The 19,584-nt window shown below is 75.4% G+C and carries 6 protein-coding genes; 4 read left to right on the top strand and 2 right to left on the bottom strand.

Going from position 1 to position 19,584, the window contains the following annotated elements; all coding sequences use genetic code 11:
- The first annotated feature begins 64 nt into the window (after window positions 1-64).
- The 4 genes from ACFYW5_RS08560 (at window position 65) to ACFYW5_RS08545 (ending at window position 6,748) form a co-directional block, all read left to right on the top strand.
- A complete protein-coding gene (locus tag ACFYW5_RS08560; protein WP_389416188.1) occupies window positions 65-2,560 on the top strand; it encodes an ATP-binding protein in 2,496 nt (831 codons plus the stop codon).
- 155 nt (window positions 2,561-2,715) lie between these two features.
- Window positions 2,716-4,161 carry an acyl-CoA synthetase gene (locus tag ACFYW5_RS08555; RefSeq protein WP_389416187.1) on the top strand — a complete coding sequence of 482 codons (1,446 nt, stop codon included), beginning with the start codon at window positions 2,716-2,718 and terminating at the stop codon, window positions 4,159-4,161.
- Window positions 4,154-5,488 (top strand): carboxyl transferase domain-containing protein, encoded by a 1,335-nt coding sequence (locus ACFYW5_RS08550; protein WP_389416186.1) that lies wholly within the window; start codon window positions 4,154-4,156, stop codon window positions 5,486-5,488. Before ACFYW5_RS08555 ends, ACFYW5_RS08550 begins: the two co-directional genes overlap by 8 nt.
- 222 nt (window positions 5,489-5,710) lie before the next feature.
- Window positions 5,711-6,748, top strand: a complete 1,038-nt coding sequence (locus ACFYW5_RS08545) for a rod shape-determining protein (protein WP_389416185.1) — start codon at window positions 5,711-5,713, stop codon at window positions 6,746-6,748.
- A 25-nt stretch (window positions 6,749-6,773) separates the two neighbouring features.
- Here the strand turns inward: ACFYW5_RS08545 and ACFYW5_RS08540 are convergent, their stop codons facing one another.
- Both ACFYW5_RS08540 and ACFYW5_RS08535 read right to left on the bottom strand, forming a co-directional pair.
- Entirely contained in the window at window positions 6,774-17,804 is an 11,031-nt protein-coding gene (locus ACFYW5_RS08540; protein WP_389416184.1) for an amino acid adenylation domain-containing protein, read from the bottom strand.
- Window positions 17,764-19,047: an MFS transporter gene (locus tag ACFYW5_RS08535; protein ID WP_389416183.1), complete on the bottom strand. Its 1,284-nt coding sequence runs from the start codon at window positions 19,045-19,047 to the stop codon at window positions 17,764-17,766. Before ACFYW5_RS08535 ends, ACFYW5_RS08540 begins: the two co-directional genes overlap by 41 nt.
- Window positions 19,048-19,584: the final 537 nt, after the last annotated feature.

Below are 19,584 nucleotides of genomic sequence, written 5' to 3'. Positions count from 1 at the left end.
TCTTCTGCTTACGCTGCGGGGAAGAGCACGCGTGCGTGACCACAGCAGAGGGCGTGACCGGATCGTGGGCGGATCCCTTTCGCGGCGCACCTCCGGCTTCCCCGCGGAGCTGACCAGCTTCGTGGGGCGACGGGACGAGTCGGCGGACGTCAGACGGCTGCTGGCCGAGGGCCGGCTGGTGACGCTGACCGGGCCCGGCGGGGTCGGCAAGACCCGGCTGGCCTCGCACGTGGCGAAGCGGACCGCGCGCGCCTTCCCCGACGGGGTGTGGCTGGTGCCCCTGGCCGCGCTGGCCGACGAGGCGTTCGTGCCGCATGCCGTGGCCGACGCGCTGGGGGTGCGCAACGAATCCGGGCGGCCGCCGCTGGACGTCCTGGCGGAACATCTGCGGGGCCGCGCTCTGCTGCTCGTCCTGGACAACTGCGAGCACCTGCCGCGCAGTTGCGCCCGCCTCGCGCAGACCCTGCTGGCCGCCACCGAGGGTGTGCGCATCCTGGCGACCAGCCGGCACCGGCTCGGGCTCCCCGGTGAGCGGCTCTACGAGGTGCCGCCGCTGCCCACGCCCGAGCCGGCGGAGCTCGGCGCCTCGGCCGCCGAGCACTTCCCCGCGCTGCGGTTGTTCGCGGACCGGGCGGCGGCCGTGCTGCCCGGGTTCACGGTCGACGAGGGCAACCAGCAGGCGGTGGCCCGGCTGTGCCGTCGGCTCGACGGGCTGCCGCTCGCCATCGAGCTGGCGGCGGTGCGGGTGCGCGCGCTGGGCGTGGACCAGCTCGTCCAACGGCTCGACGACCGCTATCAGTTGCTGACCGGCGGCGACCCGGCCTCGGCGCCCCGGCATCGCACCCTGCGCTCGGCCGTCGACTGGAGCCATGAACTGTGCACCCCGCAGGAGCAGTTGGTGTGGGCACGACTGTCGGTGTTCGTCGGCGGCTTCGACCTGCCGGCGGCGGAGGCCGTGTGCGCGGGCGAGGGGCTGGGCGAAAGACTGGGCACGGACGACGGACCGGGCACGGACGACGGACCAGGCGCGGGACCGGGCACGGACGACGGACCAGGCGCGGGGCCGGGCGCGGGCGCGGGGCCGGGGGCGGGCGCGGGGCCGGGGGCGGGGCCGGGGGTGGGCGCGGGGCCGGGGGCGGGGCCGGGGGCGGGCGCGGGGCCGGGGGCGGACGACGGACCGGGCGCGGGGCCGGGCACGGGCGCCGTACGGGGCGCGGGCGCCGTACGGGACGCGGTTGCTGGGCTCGTCGGCAAGTCGGTGCTGATCCGTGAGGGGCGCGGCGGGCAGGACCGGTACCGGCTGCTGGTCTCGCTGCGCCACTACGGCCTGGAGAAGCTGGCGGACATCGGCGAGGTGACCGTCACCCGGCGCCGGCACCGCGACCACTTCGCGCGGCTGGCCGCCACGTACGAGCAGACGTGGTTCGGCCCCGACCAGGCCGCCGTCACCGACCGGCTGCGGCTGGACCGGGACGACTTCCGGGCCGCGCTGGACTTCTGCGTCACCACCCCCGGCGAGGCCCAGCACGGGCTGCGGATGGCCGCGACGCTGTGGTTCCACTGGGTGGCGGGCGGCGCCTGGGGCGAGGGCCGGCACTGGCTGGACCGGGCGCTGCGGACCGGGGCGCGCCCCGAGGCGGCGCTGACCCGCGCCATGTGGGCGGGCGCGCTGATGACGCTCGTGCACACCCGCACCGCGGCCGTCCTCGCCGGCGCCGACCCCCCGCACGGCACCCGGTCCGCCGACGCGGAACTGCCCGTGCCGGCCCCGCCCCCGATGGCACCCGACGTCTACGGCACCGGCCGGGCGGCCACCACCACCGTCGGCTTCGTCGTCCTCACCCGCGTCGAGCTGGCCTGCACCCTGGTCAGCCGGGGCCGGGCCCGCGAGGCGACCGGGCTGTGTGCCGAGGCCGTCGCCGTCTGCGAGGCGTACGGCGAACAGTGGGCGCGCGCCTGGGCGCTGCGCACGCTGGGCCTGGCGCACTGGTCGCTGGGCGAGTACGACCGGGCCGCCGAGCACGCGCGGGCGTGCCTGCGGCTGCCGTACACCGGCCACCGGCGCCAGAGCCTCGCCCGCACCCTGGACCTGCTGTCCGCGGCGGAGGCGCTCGCCGGGCACGCCGAGCGGGCCGCCGTGCTGCGGGGGGCCGTCGACCGGATCTGGCACGACATCGGCGGCGATCCGGCCCAGCCGCAGGGCGCGGCGCGCCCGGGTCCGGCCGAGCGGCACGCGCGGCGGGCGCTCGGGGACCAGGGCTACGAGCGGGCCCACCGGCGCGGCGCCGCCCTGTCCCGCGACGACGCCCTCGCCTACGCGCTGGGCACCCTGCGCCGCCCGGCGACCGGCACGACCGCCGAACCGGACACCCGCCCGCTCACCCGCCGGGAGGCCGAGGTGGCGGCGCTGGTCGCGCGGGGCCTGACCAACCGGCGGATCGCCGAGACGCTGGTCATCTCGCAGCGCACCGCGGAGGGCCACGTCGAGCGCATCCTGGTGAAGCTGGGCTTCAGCAGACGCAGCCAACTGGCGGCCTGGTTCACGGCCCGGTCGGCCTGAAAGGGGTCGCGCCGCGGGAGGGACGCGTCGGCCACGTCCCACGGGTGGCGTGGGCGCACTCACACCGGCAACCGGGCGATGCGGGGCGGTTATCCGGGGTTCGGTCGGCATCATGGCGTAACCGGAGCCCGTACGACGCCCAAGGAGTACGACGCGTGTCCACTCTCTTCCCGGCCCTGGCCGACGGCCCGCCCGACCGGACCGCTCTGCGGTTCGGGGAGCGGTCCCTGACGTACGCCGAACTCGCCGCCGCGACCGGCGCCCTGGCGGACCGGATCGCGGGGCGCGGCAGGGTCGCGGTGTGGGCCACCCCGGCGCTGGAGACCGCCGTGGCGGTGGTCGCGGCGCTGGAGGCCGGGGTCGCCGCCGTGCCCCTCAATCCGAAGTCGGGCGAGAAGGAGCTCGGACACATCCTGTCCGACAGCGCACCCGGCCTCGTACTGGCCGCGCCGGGTGACGAACTGCCTGCGCCACTAAGGGCTTTGGAGCGCGTGGACGTCGACGTGCGCGCCACCGGCCCACGTCACCCCCGGCCCGCCGACGACGAGGACCCCGCCCTCGTCGTCTACACCTCCGGCACCACGGGACCGCCCAAGGGCGCCGTCCTGCCCCGCCGGGCCGTCGCCCACACCCTCGACGCCCTCGCCGACGCCTGGCGGTGGACCGGTGACGACGTCCTCGTGCACGGCCTGCCCCTGTTCCATGTGCACGGTCTCGTCCTCGGCATCCTCGGACCGCTCCGGCGCGGTGGATCGGTGCGGCACCTCGGCCGGTTCAGCCCGGAGGGAGTCGCGCGCGAGCTGGCCGACGGCGCGACCATGCTGTTCGGCGTGCCGACGATGTACCACCGCATCGCCCAGGCGCTCCCCGGGGACCCGGCGCTCACGCGGGCGCTGGGCACCGCACGGCTGCTGGTGTCGGGTTCGGCGGCGCTGCCCGTGCACGACCACGAGCGGATCGCGGCGGCGACCGGGCGGCGGGTCATCGAGCGGTACGGCATGACCGAGACGCTGATGAACACCAGCATCCGCGCCGACGGCGAGGCCCGCCCCGGGACGGTCGGGGTGCCGCTGCCGGGCGTGGAGCTGCGGCTGGTGGAGGAGGACGGGGCACCGATCACCGCGTACGACGGGGAGACGGTGGGCGAGATCCAGGTGCGCGGTCCGAACCTGTTCACCGAGTACCTGAACCGGCCCGACGCCACGGCGGACGCCTTCACGGCCGAGGGCTGGTTCCGCACCGGGGACATGGCGGTGCGCGACCCCGACGGGTACGTCCGGATCGTGGGCCGCAAGGCCACCGACCTGATCAAGAGCGGGGGTTACAAGATCGGGGCGGGCGAGATCGAGAACGCGCTGCTGGAGCACCCCGCGGTGCGGGAGGCGGCGGTGACAGGGGAGCCGGACGCCGACCTGGGCGAGCGGATCGTGGCGTGGGTGGTACCGGCCGACCCGCAGGCCCCGCCCGGCGTCGAGGAGCTGGCCGAGCACGTGGCCCGGCGGCTTGCCCCGCACAAGCGGCCGCGGGTGGTGCACCACTTGGACGCGCTGCCCCGCAACGACATGGGGAAGATCATGAAGCGGGCGCTGAACCATGGCTGACCGGCTCCGCGCCCGGGAGTTCCTCGCCCTGGTCACCGACGACTTCGTCGAACTCCCGCACCCCGAGCGGGACTCCGCGCCCGACGGCCCGCTCGGCTGGCGCGGGTACGACGGCTCCCGGCTGCGGGCCGCCGAGCGCACCGGCGAGGAGGAGTCCGTGGTCTGCGGCACCGGGCGCGTCGGCGGCACCCGGGCGGTGCTGATCGCGTTCGAGTTCGGCTACCTCGGCGGCTCGCTCGGCGAACGCACCGGCGACCGGCTGGAGGCGGCCCATGCGCACGCCCGGCGCTACCGGCTGCCGGTCGTGCCGCTGATCGCCACCGGCGGCAGCCGGATGCAGGAGGGCATGCTCGCCCTGACCCAACTCCAGCGCGTGGCTCGCGAGTCGGTGCTCACGCGGCAGGCGGGCCTCGCGCAGATCGCCGTCCTGCGGGACCCGACGACGGGGGGCGGCTGGGCCACGCTGGGCGCGGGCGCCGACGTGGTGCTGGCGCTGCCCGGCGCCCAGGTCGGTTTCGCCGGGTCACGGGTGCGGCCCGTGACCGCGGACCCCGCCGCCTACACCGCGGAGGCACAGGTGGCGGCGGGCGCGGCCGACGCGCTCGTGGAGCCGGAGGAGCTGCGCCCGACGCTGGCCCGGTGGCTGCGCCTGCTGACGGCGCCCTCGGGGGAACCCGCGCCGGTGCCGGCGCCCCTCGGCTCCACGGAGCTCCCGGCGACCGGCTGGGACGCGGTACGCCGGGCCCGCACCCCCGAACGCCCGCGCGCCGAGGCCTATCTGGACGCCTACTTCACCGAGCGCGTCGCGATCGGCGGTGACCGCGCGGGCGGCACGGACCCGGACGGCATGCTGTGCGGCTTCGGGGAGCACCAGGGCCGTACGGTCGCCTACGCGGCGCAGACCGGGCGCGCCACCCGGCCCGCCGGATACCGCACGGCCGCCCGGCTGATCCGGCTCGCGGACCGGCTCGGCATCCCGGCGCTGACGCTGGTGGACACCCCGGGCGCGGCGAATGACGCGGAGGCGGAGCGGCAGGGCGCGGGGGCGGCCATCGCCGACCTGTTCTCGGCGGTGGCCGCGGCGCGGACGCCGGTCACCACGCTGGTCATCGGCGAGGGCGGCTCCGGCGGGGCGCTGGCGCTGGCCGCGCCCGGCAACACCTGGGCCACCCCGGACAGCTACTTCTCGGTCATCGCACCGGAGCTGGCGGCGGCCATCCTGAAGCGCCCGCCGCACGAGGTGGAGGCAACCGCGGACCAACTCCGCATCCGGCCGCAGGACTTGGCAGGGCTGGGGGTGATCCGCGGTGTCGCACCGAGCGGCTGACTCCGCCACAGGCCCGCACAGCTCGGGCTCTCTCCACCCCTCGAAAGCCGCCGCCTCCACTGACCTTATGGAATATTCATAAGGGAGATAAGCGACAAAACCCCCCATTCAGCGGCGCCCCGCCCGGCCCACCACAACACGCGCCGTCTCCCCGCCCCCCGCACGATGCGAGTGAGGCCCGCCACCCGGCGGGCCACGGTCCGTGCTCTCGGGAGGCCTGCCATGACCGCCAGTCTGGAGCAGCTGCGCCGCTGCCACTTCGCCGTCGACCTCGGCGCGGCGAGGACGCGGGTGTACGTGAAGGGGGCCGGGCTCGTCGTCGACCAGCCCTCCGCCGCCGCCGTGAACACCCGCACCGGCGCGCTGATCGCGGTCGGCGAGTTCGCGGAGAAGATGACCGGCCGTACGCCGGACTACATCCGTGTCGTCCGCCCCGTCTCCGGGGGCACGGTCGTGGACATCGAGATGGCGCAGCGCATGCTGCGGCATCTGCTGGGCGACAAGATCCGCCGCAATCTGCGCCGCAAGCCGCGGCTGCGGGCCGCCGCGTGCACCCCGCACGACGCCGATCCGCTGGCCCAGCGCGCGGCCATCGAGACGCTGGTCGGGCTCGGGGCGCGCCGGGTGGAGCTGGTCGACACGCTGATCGCCGCCGCCGTGGGCTGCGGGCTGCCCGTGGAGCGCCCCGAGGCCACCATGATCATGGTGTGCGGCGCGGCGGCGACCCAGGTCGCGGTGCTCTCCCTCGGCTCGATCGTGACGGCCCAGCGGATCGCCGTCGGCGGCGAGGCCGTGGACCACGCGATCGTCCAGCACCTGCGCCACCAGCACGAACTGGTGCTGCCGAGCCAGTCGGTACGGCCGCTGCAGCTCGCCCTGTCCGGGAACGGGCTCACCCCGCACGGGCCGGCCTCCACGGAGATCCACGGACGGGACGTCGCCACCGGCCTGGCCCGCTCGGTCCAGGTCGACACCGCCGCCGTACGGAACGCCATCCAGACCCCGCTGACCGCCGTGCTCGACGGGATCGGCAAGGTGCTCCGGGACTGCCCGCCCGACCTGGTCGCCGACCTCGCCGACCGGGGGATCATGATGGTCGGCGGCAGTGCCCTGCTGCCGGGCTTCGACCAGATGCTGCGGCAGGCCACGGGGATGCCCGTGCACATCGCCGAGCGCCCGGACGTGTGCGCGGTCCAGGGACTCGGCACCATGCTGGAGGGCCGCATCCAGCCCCTGGAACTGGACCCCCTGGGCTCCTGAACCCGAGCCGGTCCCCCGCGCGCTGTCACGGCAGCCGCTGGAGCAGCGCGGTGAAGGTGTCGGCCCACCCTTCCACGGTCGACGCGGTGAACAGGTCCGTGGAGTACTCGAAGGTGACCCTGATCTCCGTCTCGCCCGGTTCCAGCACGACGTAGAGCTCGGTGCGCGCCACCTCCGGTAGCGCCAGGCCCGCCACCTGGGTCCGCAGCGGGGACAGGTCCAGGGTCGGCGGCGGGGTGGTGACCACGGTGAACAGCACGGTCGGGAACAGGCCGTCCCCGGGCTCCACCAGGTCCACCGCCTCCGTCAGCGGCAGCTCCTGGTGATCCAGTGCCGCGAACAGGCTCCCGGCCACCTGGGTCGCCAGCTCCCCGAAGTCCGCGGCCCGTGACAGCCTGGCGCGCACCAGCACCGCGTCCCCGAGCAGCCCGACCGTCCCCGCCCGCTCGCGCCGGGTGCGGTTGGCGCTGGACGCGGCCAGCACCACGTCCGCCGGATCACCGCACAGCCGCCCCGCCCACCGCGCGAAGGCCGAGGCCAGCACGGCGTACGGCGTCACCCCCAGGCGGGCGGCGGTCTCGGCGATCCGGGCGGGCGTGTCGCCGCCGACGGTCCAGGTGTGCAGAGCGCCTCGGCCCGACAACCGCTCGGGGCGGGGTCGGTCGTACGGCAGCGGCAGCCGCAGGGGCGCTCCGGCGAGTTCCGTCCGCCAGTAGCGCTCCAGCTCCGCCCGCCGCGCCGGTGTCAGCTCGTGCTCGTCGCGCGCGAAGTCCGTGAACTGTCCATAGGCCCGCGGGAGTTGCCGCCCCTGATACAGCTGCCCCAGCTCCTCCCGGAGCACGCCCAGCGACCAGCCGTCGCACACCGCGTGGTGGAACACCGTCAGCAGGATCCAGCGGTCCGCCGCGAGCCGGCCCAGCCGGAAGCGGAACAGCGGGGCCCGGTCCAGCGCGAAGGGCACCCGGGCGTGTTCCTCGCACCAGCGACCGGCGTCGACGACGTCCTCGACCGGCACCTGCACCGGCACCTCGGCCAGCACCTGGAACTCCTGCTCGGTGCACCTGCCGCGCAGCGCGTCGTGCCGCCGCACCAGCTCCGCCAGCGCGCTGCGCAGGCGCTCGACGTCCAACTCGCCCTGAATGTCGATGCGATGGGCGACGTTGTAGACGGACGGGTCGGGGCGTTCGTGCTGCCGCCGCCACAGCCGGCGCAGGGTCGAGGTCAGCGGCACGGTCGCGGCCACCCGCCGGTCGGCGGCCCGGGACGCGATCCCCCTGATCGTCGGCGCCCGGAAGAAGTCCGCCATCGACACCTCGACGTCCAGTTCCTCCGCCATCCGGTGCAGCAGCCGGATCGCGCCGAGCGAATGACCGCCCAGCTCGAAGAAGGGCCGGGTCACCGGCACCCGGGGCACACCCAGCTCCTCGCACCACAGCTCGTGCAGGGACTTCTCCAGCGGGGTGGCGGGCTCCGCGTCCGCCCGCGCGGGACCGGTGGGCTCGGGCAGCCGGGCCCGGTCCAGCTTCCCCGACGCGTTCACCGGCAGCCGGTCCAGGGCCACCCAGCGCCCCGGCACCAGATGCCCGGGCAGCTCGGCGGCGAGCGCGTCCCGCAGCGGCGCCGGGTCGTCGGCGACGACGTAGGCGACCAGCTCGCTCTCCCCGTGCCGGTCCCGGCGCGGTACGACCGCCGCGTCCCGCACCCCCGGCAGCGCGGCCAACGCCGCCTGCACCTCGCCCGGTTCGACCCGGTGACCGCGGATCTTGACCTGGTCGTCGGCGCGTCCGCAGTACTGGAGCGTGCCGTCGCCGCGCCAGCGCGCCAGATCCCCGGTCCGGTACAGCGCCCCGCCGTCGACGAAGGCCGCCGCCGTCTCCTCGGGCCGGCCGAGGTAGCCCAGCGCCACGGGGACTCCGCCCACGCAGAGCTCGCCGACGGCACCCACCGGCACCGCCCGCCCGGCCGGGTCCCGCAGCAGGATCCGCGCGCCCGGCACCGGCGTGCCGATGGGCGGCAGGGTCTCGCCCCCGGGATCGACCCGGTGCGAGGTGACGATGACCGACGTCTCCGTCGGGCCGTACTGGTTGTACAGAGCGCACGCCGGGTGTCCGGCGAGGAACCGCCGGAAGGCGTCGGTGAGGTGCAGCGCCTCCCCCGCCGAGAACAGCTCCCGCAGCGCGGGCAGTTGGGGGCCGGTCTCCATCAGGTACCGCAGCGGCGTGCACGGCATGAACATCCGCTGCACCCCGTGCCGCCGTGCCGTCTCCGCGACGGCCGCCGGGTCGTACCGCACCTCGTCGTCGATCAGCACCAGTTCGGCGCCCGCGGCCAGCGTCGTGAAGATCTCCTGCACGCTGACGTCGAAGGACGGCGAGGTCCACTGGAGGGTGCGCAGCGGCGGGTGCGCGGCGAGGTGGGCGCGGACCAGGTTCACCGGGCCCCGGTGGGGGACGACGACTCCCTTGGGGCGGCCGGTCGAACCCGAGGTGTAGATGCAGTACGCCGGATCCTCGGGGCGTACGTCCACGGCGGGCGGGTCTCCGGGCAGGGCGGCGTCCGTGTCCTCCATCAGGTGCGCCTCGGTGCCCAGGCCTGGGTGCCGGGCGAGCAGTTGGCCCGAGGTCAGCAGGAGGACCGGGCGCGCGTCGGCCAGCAGGGCGGCCAGCCGCGGGGTGGGCGCGGACGGGTCGAGCGGCAGATAGGCCGCACCGCTCTTCAGCACCCCCAGCAGCGCCGTGATCAACTCCGGCCCCCGCGGCAGCAGTACGGCGACCCGCGCGCCGCGTCCGGCGCCCCGGCCGCGCAGCAGGTGGGCGAGCCGGTTGGCGGCGGTGTTCAACTCGCCGTAGGTGAGCCGCCGTTCCGCCATGACGAGGGCCACGGCGTCCGGCGCCTGCCGCTCGACCAGGCCGTGCAGGGTGTCCGCGACGTCGGGGTCGGGTTCGTCGAGGCGGCCCAGCCGGGCGAGGAGGCCCGGATCGGGGTCGGTGAGGTCGGCGAGCGGGGCCGCGGGGTCCTCCAGGGCCCGGCGCAAGACTTGTTCCACCTGGTCCACCAGGCGCCGCACGGTCGCCTCGTCGAACAGGGCCGTGTCGTACTCGACCATGAACCGCAGGCCGTCCGCGTGGTGGGTCAGATAGACGCTGAGGTCGAAGGGGGCGCGTTCGCTCGGCACGTCCAGCAGGGCCGCGGTCAGCCGGGGCGGGTCGAAGTCGACGCCGCCTTCGTTCTCGTACTCGACCATCACCTGGAAGAGCGGATTGCGGCTCGGGTCACGGGGCGGGTTGAGGGCGCCGACCAGCTCGTCGAAGGGAACGCCCCGGTGCTCGTACGCCGTCATGCTGCCGTCCCGGACCCGGCGCAGCAGGGCCGGGAAGTCCGGGTCGCCGCCGAGGTCCACGCGCAGCGGGACGGTGTCCAGGAAGAGGCCCACCTGGTCCTCCGCGCCGGCGGGACGGGCGGCGACCGCGGTGCCGAGCACCACCTCCCGCTGTCCGCCGAACCGGCCGAGCACCGCACCGATCGCGCCGGTCAGCGTCATGAACAGGGTGGCCCGCTGCCCGGCGGCGAAGGCGCGCAGCCGCCCGACGAGTCCGGCGTCCAGGTCGTGCGTCAGGCTCGCGCCCTCGCCGGTCCTGACCGGTGGGCGGGGGCGGTCGGTGGGCAGGGCCAGCTCGGGGGCGCCGGCCAGCTCGCGGCGCCAGAAGTCGAGGGAGGCGGCGGCTTCTTCGGGGCCGGGGCGGGCGGGCGCGGGCGGCTCGGGGAGCGGCGGCGGCTCCTCACCGCGGTAGTAGGCGGCGAGGTCGCGGGCGAGGACGGCGGTGGAGGAGGAGTCGAAGACGATGTGGTGGGCCAGCAGGAAGAGCAGGTGCCGCTCCTCCGAGAGCCGCAGCAGCCGGGCGGTGACCAGCGGTCCCGCGCCGAGATCCATGCCGCCGCGCGCGTGGGCGGCGAGGACGGCACGCAGCGCCTCCCGCTCGGTCGCGCCGCTGTGGTCGTCCACCGGGCAGTCCAGGTCCACCCGGGGCCGTATCTCCTGGTAGGGCACCCCGTCGGCCTCCCCGAACACCGTGCGCAGGGCGGGATGCCGGTCCGCGACCCGCTGCAACGCGCGGCGCAGCGCGGGCACGTCGAGCGGTCCGTCCAGCCGGATCGCCTTCGGCTCGCAGTACATGGTGGTGCCCGGGTGCAGCCGCTCCAGGAACCAGATGCGGCGCTGGGCGGGCGACAGGGGCGTACGGCGGGGTACGGCGACCGCCGGGCCGGGCTCGTACGCGCGGCGCCGCACCCGGTCCAGTACCGGCAGCCCGGCCAGCACCTGCTCCCTCGGCACGCCGAAGTCCACGAAACAGGCGATCTCGTCGGCGCCCGCCGCCACCAGCCGCTCCACCGACCCGGCCGCCGAGCGCTCGTCGCCGATGAGCGCACGGGAGGCGCAGTAGCGCTCGTAGGCCCGCCCGAGCAGGAACTCGACGTCCTCCTCTGGGGTGTTCGCCAGGTCCACGTCGAAGCCCAGGCTGTTGGTGACCTGGTCGAACAGGGCGAGCGAGGAACGCAGATACGCCACGAACGGCCGGTACGCCTCTGCCCGGGCCCGCTCGGCGTCCTCGCCGAGGTAGGTGTGCACCAGGACCACGACCCGCCCGGCCGCCGGATCGAGGCCGTGCTCGGCACGGGTACGCCGGTACAGCGCGATGTTCGCCGCGAGCTGCTCGACGGTCTGCGTCATCAGGTTGGTGACGACACCGAGCCCTTCGGCGGCGGCCCGCCGGTAACTGTCCGGGTTGCCCACCACCGCCGCGTAGAGCGGCAGTTCGGCCTGGACGGGGCGGGGGTGCAGCCGTACGTCGACCTGTGCGCCGTCGCCCGCGGTGACCGTGACCGGCTGTCCCGACCACAACTGCCGGACCGTCGCAAGCCGTTCGTACATCACCTCGCGGTGGCGGCCGTAGTTCTCCGGTGCCAGCGCGAAGTCGGTGGCGTGCCAGCCGCTCGCGACGCACAGGCCCGCCCGGCCGCCGGAGATGTTGTCGACGACCGACCACTCCTCGGCGACCCGCACCGGGTGGTGCAGGGGCAGCACGACCGAACCGGCGTTCAGCCGGATCCTGCTGGTCCGGGCGGCGAGGGCGGCGGCCAGGACGGAGGGGTTGGGGAACAGGGCGCCGAAGGAGTTGAAGTGCCGCTCGGGGAACCAGAGCCCGTGGAAGCCCTGGCGGTCGGCGAACTCGGCCGCGTCCATGATGAGGCCGTACTTGTCGTGGGCGGTGTCCTCGGGGTAGTCGCCGAAGAAGTAGAGGCTGAAGTCGGGGCCGGTGGTGGGGGTGTAGGGGGTGGGGGTGAGGGGGGTGGGGGTGAGGGGGGTGGCGGCCGGTTCCGGTGCCCTTACCGGCTCCGAGTGCGGGTTCGGGTCCGGTTTCGGGTTCGGGTCCGGTGGGGCGGCCAGGACGTCGAGTTGGCGGTTGATGACTCCGGTGACCTGGTCGGCGAGCTGCTGGGCCAGCTTCAGCTGCTGGGCGAAGAGGTCGTGGAGGGCGGGGGGTGTTGCTTCGGGGGCGATGGGGGTGGCGAGGGGGGCGGGCTCGGGTTCCGGTGCTTGCCGGGGTTCCGGTGCCGGAGCGGGATCCGTCGTCACTCCCGCCCCCGCCCCCAGCAGCTCCGCCAGCCTCGCGGGCGTGTCCGCCGACCCGAACAGCTCCCGCACCGGTACGCGCACGCCGTACCGCTTCTCGAGCTGGGACGCCATCCCCATCAGGGCGAGGGAGTCCGCGCCGAGCTCGAAGAAGGAGCGGTCCGGCGCGAGGTCGGCAACCTCGCACCCGAGTGCGGCGGCCGCCAACTCGCGTACGGAGGCGAGTACTTCACCGGAGGGTGCCGCGCCGGTGACTTCGGTGGCCCGACGCGCCCGCAGCGGATGCCCCGGCAGCGACACCCGCCCGCCGCGCCCCGTGATCGCCCGCCAGTCCAGCTCCGCACCCCGCTCGTACGCCGCCCCCAGCCCGGTCAGCACCCCGCGCACCTGCTCAACGGCCCCGGCTCCCGGGCCCTGCCCGCCCAGCCACCGGCTGCCCGGCGCGCAGTGCCGCCCGATACCGGTGAGCGTGTCGCCCGCGCCGATCTCGACGAAGTCGCCGAAGCCGCGATCGACGGCGGTGGCCATGGCGAGGTCGAACCGGACCGGCCGCCGGGCCTGGCGGAGCAGATAGTCGGCGTCGACGGTCCAGCCCTCGGACCGCAGTTCACCGTCGGCGGTGGTGATCAGCGGGGTGCGCAGTGGCCGGTACGTCACCTGCTCGGCGTACGAACGGAATGCGCGCAGCGCCTTGTCCACGGCGGCGGAGTGGAAGGCCCGGTCCACGGGCAGCGCCCGCCATCGCAGCCCCGCCTCGTCGAGAAGGCGGGCCGCGACCTCCAAGGTGGCCGGGGACCCCGAGATGACGTGGGAACGCGGCCCGTTGACGGCGGCCGGTTCAGCTCCCGCCTCCCGCGCCACGCGCTCGACCTCCTCCCGCCCGCCCCGCACCGCGAGCATGCCGCCCGCCGGGCACAGGGTGTGCATGAGCTCTCCGCGCCGGGCGGTGAGCCGCAGCCCGTCCTCCACGCTGATCGCCCCGGCGACGCACAGCGCCGCGTACTCCCCCACGCTGTGTCCGAGGAGCAGTGCCGGGCGTACTCCGGCCGCCCGCCACGCCTCGGCGAGCGCGACCTGGTGGACGAAGAGGGCGGATTGCGCGGTCTCGGTGGGCCAGACCGGGTCGTCCTCCCCCGCGTCGAGGAGCGGCGACAACGAGTCGTACCGGTCGAGGATCCGCCGGGCGGCGGGGAACGCCGCGTACAGCCCGCTCGCCATCCCCCGGCGCGCACTGCCCTGGCCCGGGAAGGCGAAGGTCGCCGGCCCCAACTGTGCGCGCTCCGGAGCTTGTTCGGTCAGCGTCCCGGCCAGTTCCTCGGCCGTACGGCCCACCGCGGTGACCCGGCAGGGGCGATGCGGGCGGCCGAGGGCGAGGGTGGCGGCCACGTCACCGGCGGCGAGGGCGGGCTCCTGGCGCAGCCGTTCGGCGAGGGCGTCGGTGAAGGACCGCAGGGCCTCGTCGTCGGTGGCCGAACCCGGTACCAGAACCGGGAGTTCGGGATCGGCGGCCTTCCGCACCGGCGCCTCCTCCAGCACCACGTGCGCGTTGGTGCCGCCGACCCCGAGGGCGCTGACCCCGGCCCGGCGGGGGGTGCCGTCCGTGACCTGCCAGGGGCGCAGCTCGGTCGCCAAGGTGAGCGCGGGCGCGCGGAGTTCGGGGTTGGGCCGGGTCAGATGAAGCGTCGGTACCAGTGTGCGGTGCCGCAGCATCAGGACCGTCTTGATGAGTCCGGCCATGCCGGCGCAGCTGTCGAGATGCCCGATGTTCGGCTTGACCGACCCGACGGCACAGGGAACGGTACGCCCGGCCCCCTCGCCCAGCGCCCGCCCGAGCGCCTCGAACTCCACCGGGTCGCCGAGCCGGGTGCCGGTGCCGTGGGCCTCGACGTACGAGATGGTCTCCGGGGGGACCCCGGCCCGGCGCAGCGCCTGCCGCACCACCTCCACCTGCCCGGTGACCCCCGGGGCCGTGAAGCCGACCTTGCCCGCGCCGTCGTTGTTGACCGCCGAGCCGAGGATCACCGCGTGCACGGTGTCGCCGTCGGCGAGGGCGCGGTCGAGCCGTTTGAGCAGGACGGCGGCGACGCCGTTGCCGCCGACCGTGCCGTCGGCGTCCGCGTCGAAGGCCCGGCAGCGTCCGGTGGGCGACAGGATGGACCCGGGGTGGGGGCGGTAGCCGCTCTCCTGGGGCAGATGCACGGCCGCGGCACCGGCCAGCGCCAGGTCCGTGTCCCCGCTCAGCAGGGCCTGGGCGGCCAGGTGGACGGCGACCAGCGAGGTGGAACAGGCGGTCTGCACACCGATCGCCGGGCCGGTGAGCCCGAGCCGGTAGGCGACGCGGGTGGCGAGGAAGTCGGGCTGGCGCCCGATCGCGCTCTGCATGCCGGTCGCGGGGTCGTCGGGGGCCGCCCCGGCTTCGACCGGCGCCTGATGGCCGTAGAGGCTCATGCCGGAACCGGCGAACACGCCGATCCTGGTGCCGGGTTCGGTCGCCGCGTAGCCGCCGTCCTCCAGCGCCCGGTGGCAGCACTCCAGGAACAGCCGGTGCGCGGGATGCGTGAGCCCGGTCTCCTTGGGGCTCATGCCGAAGAACTCGGCGTCGAACTCCTCGGCCCCGTCCAGGACTCCGCCGACCGGCACCCGGTCGGCCGTGATCTCGCCGAAGACCCCGACACTGTCGACGCCGTCCCGCAGATTGGCCCAGAACCGGTCCACGGTGTCCGCGCCGGGAAAGCGCAGCGCCATCCCTACGACGGCGATACGGCGGTCGGCGCCCCCGGCGTCCGCCACCGGCGCCGACGGCACGTCCACCGGCGCGTCCCCCAGATGCGCGGCGAGCGCCGCGACCGTCGGATGCTCGAAGAACACCGTCTGCGGAATCCCCACCCCAAGCCGCTCCTCCAACCGGGCCCGCAACCGAACGACGAGCACGGAGGTCAGACCGAGCTCATAGAAGGGGGTATACGCGTCGACCGCCCGCCCAAGAAGAACCCCAAGCTCCTCCCCCACAACCCGCGCAACGACGCCGACACCGGGCCGGGAGGCGGCGGCGGACCGGGAGGCGGCGACAGACCCGCCGGGGATGCCAGACCCGGAGGCCACGCCGGGCCCGGACGCGGCACCCGGCCGGGAGGGGGCGCCAGACCGGGAGTCGGCGCCAGGCCCGGACGCCATGCCGGGCCCGGACGCGGTACCCGGCCGGGACGCGGCGCCTGGCCCGGAGGGGACGCCGGACCAGGAGGGCCCGCCAGACCCGGAGGAGGCGCCAGGCCCGGAGCCGGCGCCAGACCTGGGGGCGGCACCCGGCCCGGACTCGACACCCGGCCCCGACGCAACACCAGGCCCGGCCGCAGCACCCAGCCGGGACGCGGCGCCAGGCCGGAACGCCACGCCAGGCCCGGAGGGGACGCCGGACCAGGAGGGCCCGCCAGACCCGGAGGAGGCGCCAGACCCGGACGCCATGCCAGGCCCGGACGCGGTACCCGGCCGGGACGCGGCGCCTGACCCGGAGGAGACGCCAGACCCGGAGGGGACGCCAGACCCGGAGGAGACGCCAGACCCGGAGGGGACGCCAGACCCGGAGGCGGCACCCGGCCGGGACTCGACACCCGGCCCCGACTCGACACCAGCCCCGACCGCGGCAGCAGGCCGAGAGGACCCGCCAGCCCCGGAGAGGCCGCCAGACCCGGACGCGGCACCCGGCCCGGAGAGGCCCCCCGGCCCCACCCCGGCCCGCTCCGCGAGGAACCGTTCCCTCAGTGCGGCTCGCCGTACCTTGCCCGCCGGAGTGCGCGGGAAGTCCTCCCCCGGCACGGGAGTGACGTGCGCGGCGGTGAGGCGGAGCCGGGAGTACAGGGCCGCCCTCGCCTCCCGCGCGATCCGTACGTCCTCCTCGGCACCCCGGCTGACGAAGAACAGGGCCAGCTCCTCGGTGCCGCGCTCCGCGTCCGGCACCCCGCACGCGCCGACCTCTCCCTGCCGGATGCCGGGCACGGTGCTGACGGCCTCCTCCACTTCATGGGCGTGGACGTTGTGCCCGTTGAGGATGATCAGGTCCTTGCGGCGCCCGGTGATGACGACCTGCCCCGCGTCGAGGAACGCCAGATCGCCGGTGTCCAGCCAGTCCCGTCCGGCGGGGAAGGCCGCCGCGTCGGCGTCGGGGTCGTCGACGTAGCCGGGGGTCAGCCGGGCCGGCGCGTGGACCTGGAGGCGGCCGATCCGCCCGTCGGCGGCGAGGTCGCCCCGGTCGTCGACGATGCGCAGGGTGACCCCGTGCGCGGGCGCGCCGGCCGCGACGAAGGTGACGGTCTCGTCCTCGGGCGCGGCGGCGTCGGCGCGCACCAGGTCACCGCCCAGGCTGCGCTTGAGGAGACGGTGCACGGTGCCGGGCCGGTCGAGACGGCCGTAGGTGACCGCCGTGACCGTCTCCGCCATCCCCCAGGCGGGCACGATGTGCCCCTCGCGGACGCCGTAGGCACCGGTCGCGTCGAGGAAGCCGCGCATCACGGGCAGCGTGATCTGCTCGCCGCCGCAGACGAGGGTCTTGAGCCCGCTCAGGTCCCAGGACCTGCCCGGGTCCTGGTCCGCGGCGCCGAGCGCGTCGGCGACGAGCCGGTAGGCGAAGGTCGGCGCCCACGCGTGCCGCGCCCGGTGTTCCTGCATCAGGTCGAGCCAGCGCAGCGGATCGGCGAGGACCCGCTCGGTCGGCGCGTGGACGTTGTCGCAGCCGACGAAGACGGCGAGCAGGTGGTAGAGCAGGAACGCCCCGCTGTGGTCGACCGGGAGCCAGTTGACCATGGTGTCCTCGGGCCGCACGTCCAGGATCCGCCGACTGCTCGCGGCGAAGTCGGCGAGGCCCGCGTGGGTGAGCCGCGCGGCCTTCGGGGCGCCGGTGCTGCCGGAGGAGAGCATCAGCAGCGCGACGTCCGCCCCGTCGGGATGGACGTACTCGTGCGCGGGCGCGGCGGTCGCACACTCGCGCACGCCCGCCACCCGCACTCCCTCGACGCCGGTCCCGTCGGTGAGGACGAGCGGGTTGTCCAGCAACGCGCAGGCGTGCAGCAGGCGTTCCCGCGCGGGCGAGCCCGGCAGGGGCGGCTCCGCGATGGCGACGGGCCGCATGCCGCCGAGCACACAGGCCCAGAAGGCGGGGAAGAAGTCGACGAGCGGCAGCCCGCAGAGCACGACGACGTCCCCGCGCCCCACCCCGCGCTCCCGCAGTCCGCCGAGCAACCGGAGCGCCCGCAGGAGGAGTTCGGGATGGCTGAGGCGGGTGGCGGACCCGTCGGCGCCGACGGCGACGACCCCCGCGTCCGTCGCCGACTCCGCCGCCCGCAGCAGCGCCTCCACCGCGTTCGGCGGATCCGAGGCGTCCCGTTCCGGCTCAGGTCCCCGGCAGACGGCCGTCCCCCGTACGCGTTCCATGCGACCCCTCTCCCTCTTGCGGTGCCTCGGACGTCGGTTGATCTCTCGTGTAGCGCACGCCGGTGGTCTTCCGGTCGACGCGTCCCGCGCGCAGCGCGAGCAGCAGGGCCAGGGCCCCGCACACGGCGACTCCGTGGAAGAGCGCGACGACGGTCAGCGGCGACAGGGACTCCAGAGCGGCCGCGGCGGCGACCGTGCCCAGCGCGAAGCCGCCCTGTTCCGCCATGGCGGACAGCCCGAACAGCCGCCCGCGTTCCCGGTCCCCGGCGGCTTGCAGGCGTGAGGTGTAGACGATCTCGGTCCAGCCGTCGGCGAACCCGGCCGCCGCGGCGGCGACCGTCAGCGCCACGGCGGGCAGCCCGGTGAAGGCGAGGACGAAGGAGCAGGACATCGCGCAGGTGCCGAGCGCGAAGGCCCGCTCCCCGCGCGCCGTGCCGCCCCGCTTGAGCACCTGATGGGCGAGCAGGGTGCCGACCGCCCAGGCGACCCAGAACCGGCTCATGTACAGCGCGGGGTCCGCGGCGTCGGCGAGTTCGGCCGCGATCGGCAGGGCGACGTTGTGCGAGGAGGAGGCCAGCGCGTCCGTCCCGCGCAGCGCGATCAGCCCGAGCAGCAGCGCGGGCACCCCGGCCGCCGCCCGCCACCAGGGAAGGGCGGGCCCGGAGTCGGCGGCCTGGCCCGGGGTCTCCTCCTCGGTGCGCGGCCGCAGCACCAGCAGGGCAACCCCGGACACCACGAAGCTGGCGGCGTTGACGGCGAAGGCGGTGCCGTAGCCGCCGTGGGCGATGACGGGGGCGGCGGAGGCGAAGCCGAGGACCGTGGCGAGTGAACGGGCGGTGACCAGCAGCCCGTTGGCGTGCGCGCGGCCCTCCTGCCCGACCATGACCGGGACGGCGCTGCGCAGGGCGACCCCGAAGAAGGTGTTCCCGGCCCCCAGCACCATGACGGCAGCGCCGAGCACCCATAACGGCGTCCGCGTCCCGCACACCGCGAGCACGGTCATGGCACCGGCCTGCGCGGTGTCGGCGCCGATCATCACGGCCCGGCGCCCGACCCGAGCGGCGACCGCTCCGGCGGCGGGCCCCGCCGCGACCCCCGCGAGCAGCCGCAGCGCCATCACGGCCCCGATACCGAAGGCGGTGCCCGTGACCTCGTAGGAGAAGAGGCTCAGCGCGATCAGGTTGAGGTAATTGCCATAGGCGGACACGGCGTACGAGGTCACGAGCAGCCGGAACCTGAACATCTGAGCGAGCATATCGAGTGCTCCGGGGAACGGGCACTGTCAGGCCAAGGCGGCCGGAACACACCTGAGTTGGCCGAGAATCACCGCCCGGGCGAACCCATCGCATCGGCGTCCGCCCTCCCTTCGGGTGTTCTTGGGCGGATCGCGATCCCCTGTTCCGGCGTGGTTCGTTGGCGGATTCGGGTGGCTGCTGCTACCCGCCGCGCACGCCATGGCGAGGCGTGGCCGTACGGTGAGAGGCGCAGTCGATGGGGCTCCATCAACCGGTTCTGACCGGTGTTCTGATCATGCTCGCGGGGGCGTATACCGCTGCCACGGTTCTGGTGTGCCGCCGGGCCGTACGCGGCCGACAGGCAGGTGGTGCGTTCCCTTCCTGGGGGGCCGTCCTCGCCGGTGCCGTGGCGGCCGGTGCGCTGTGCCAGGGGACGGCATCGTGGAGACGAACGCTCCTCACCGCCGTCGCGCTGGCCGCCCTGGGGGTGGTGGCAAGGCCGTTGGCGAGGCATCTGCAACTTCCCGGGTATCTGCTGGTGGCCA

Source organism: Streptomyces sp. NPDC002779, assembly GCF_042888685.1.
GTDB lineage: Bacteria > Actinomycetota > Actinomycetes > Streptomycetales > Streptomycetaceae > Streptomyces.
Note: the sequence above shows the minus strand (reverse complement) of the source record. Positions and strands in the feature narration are given on the sequence as shown.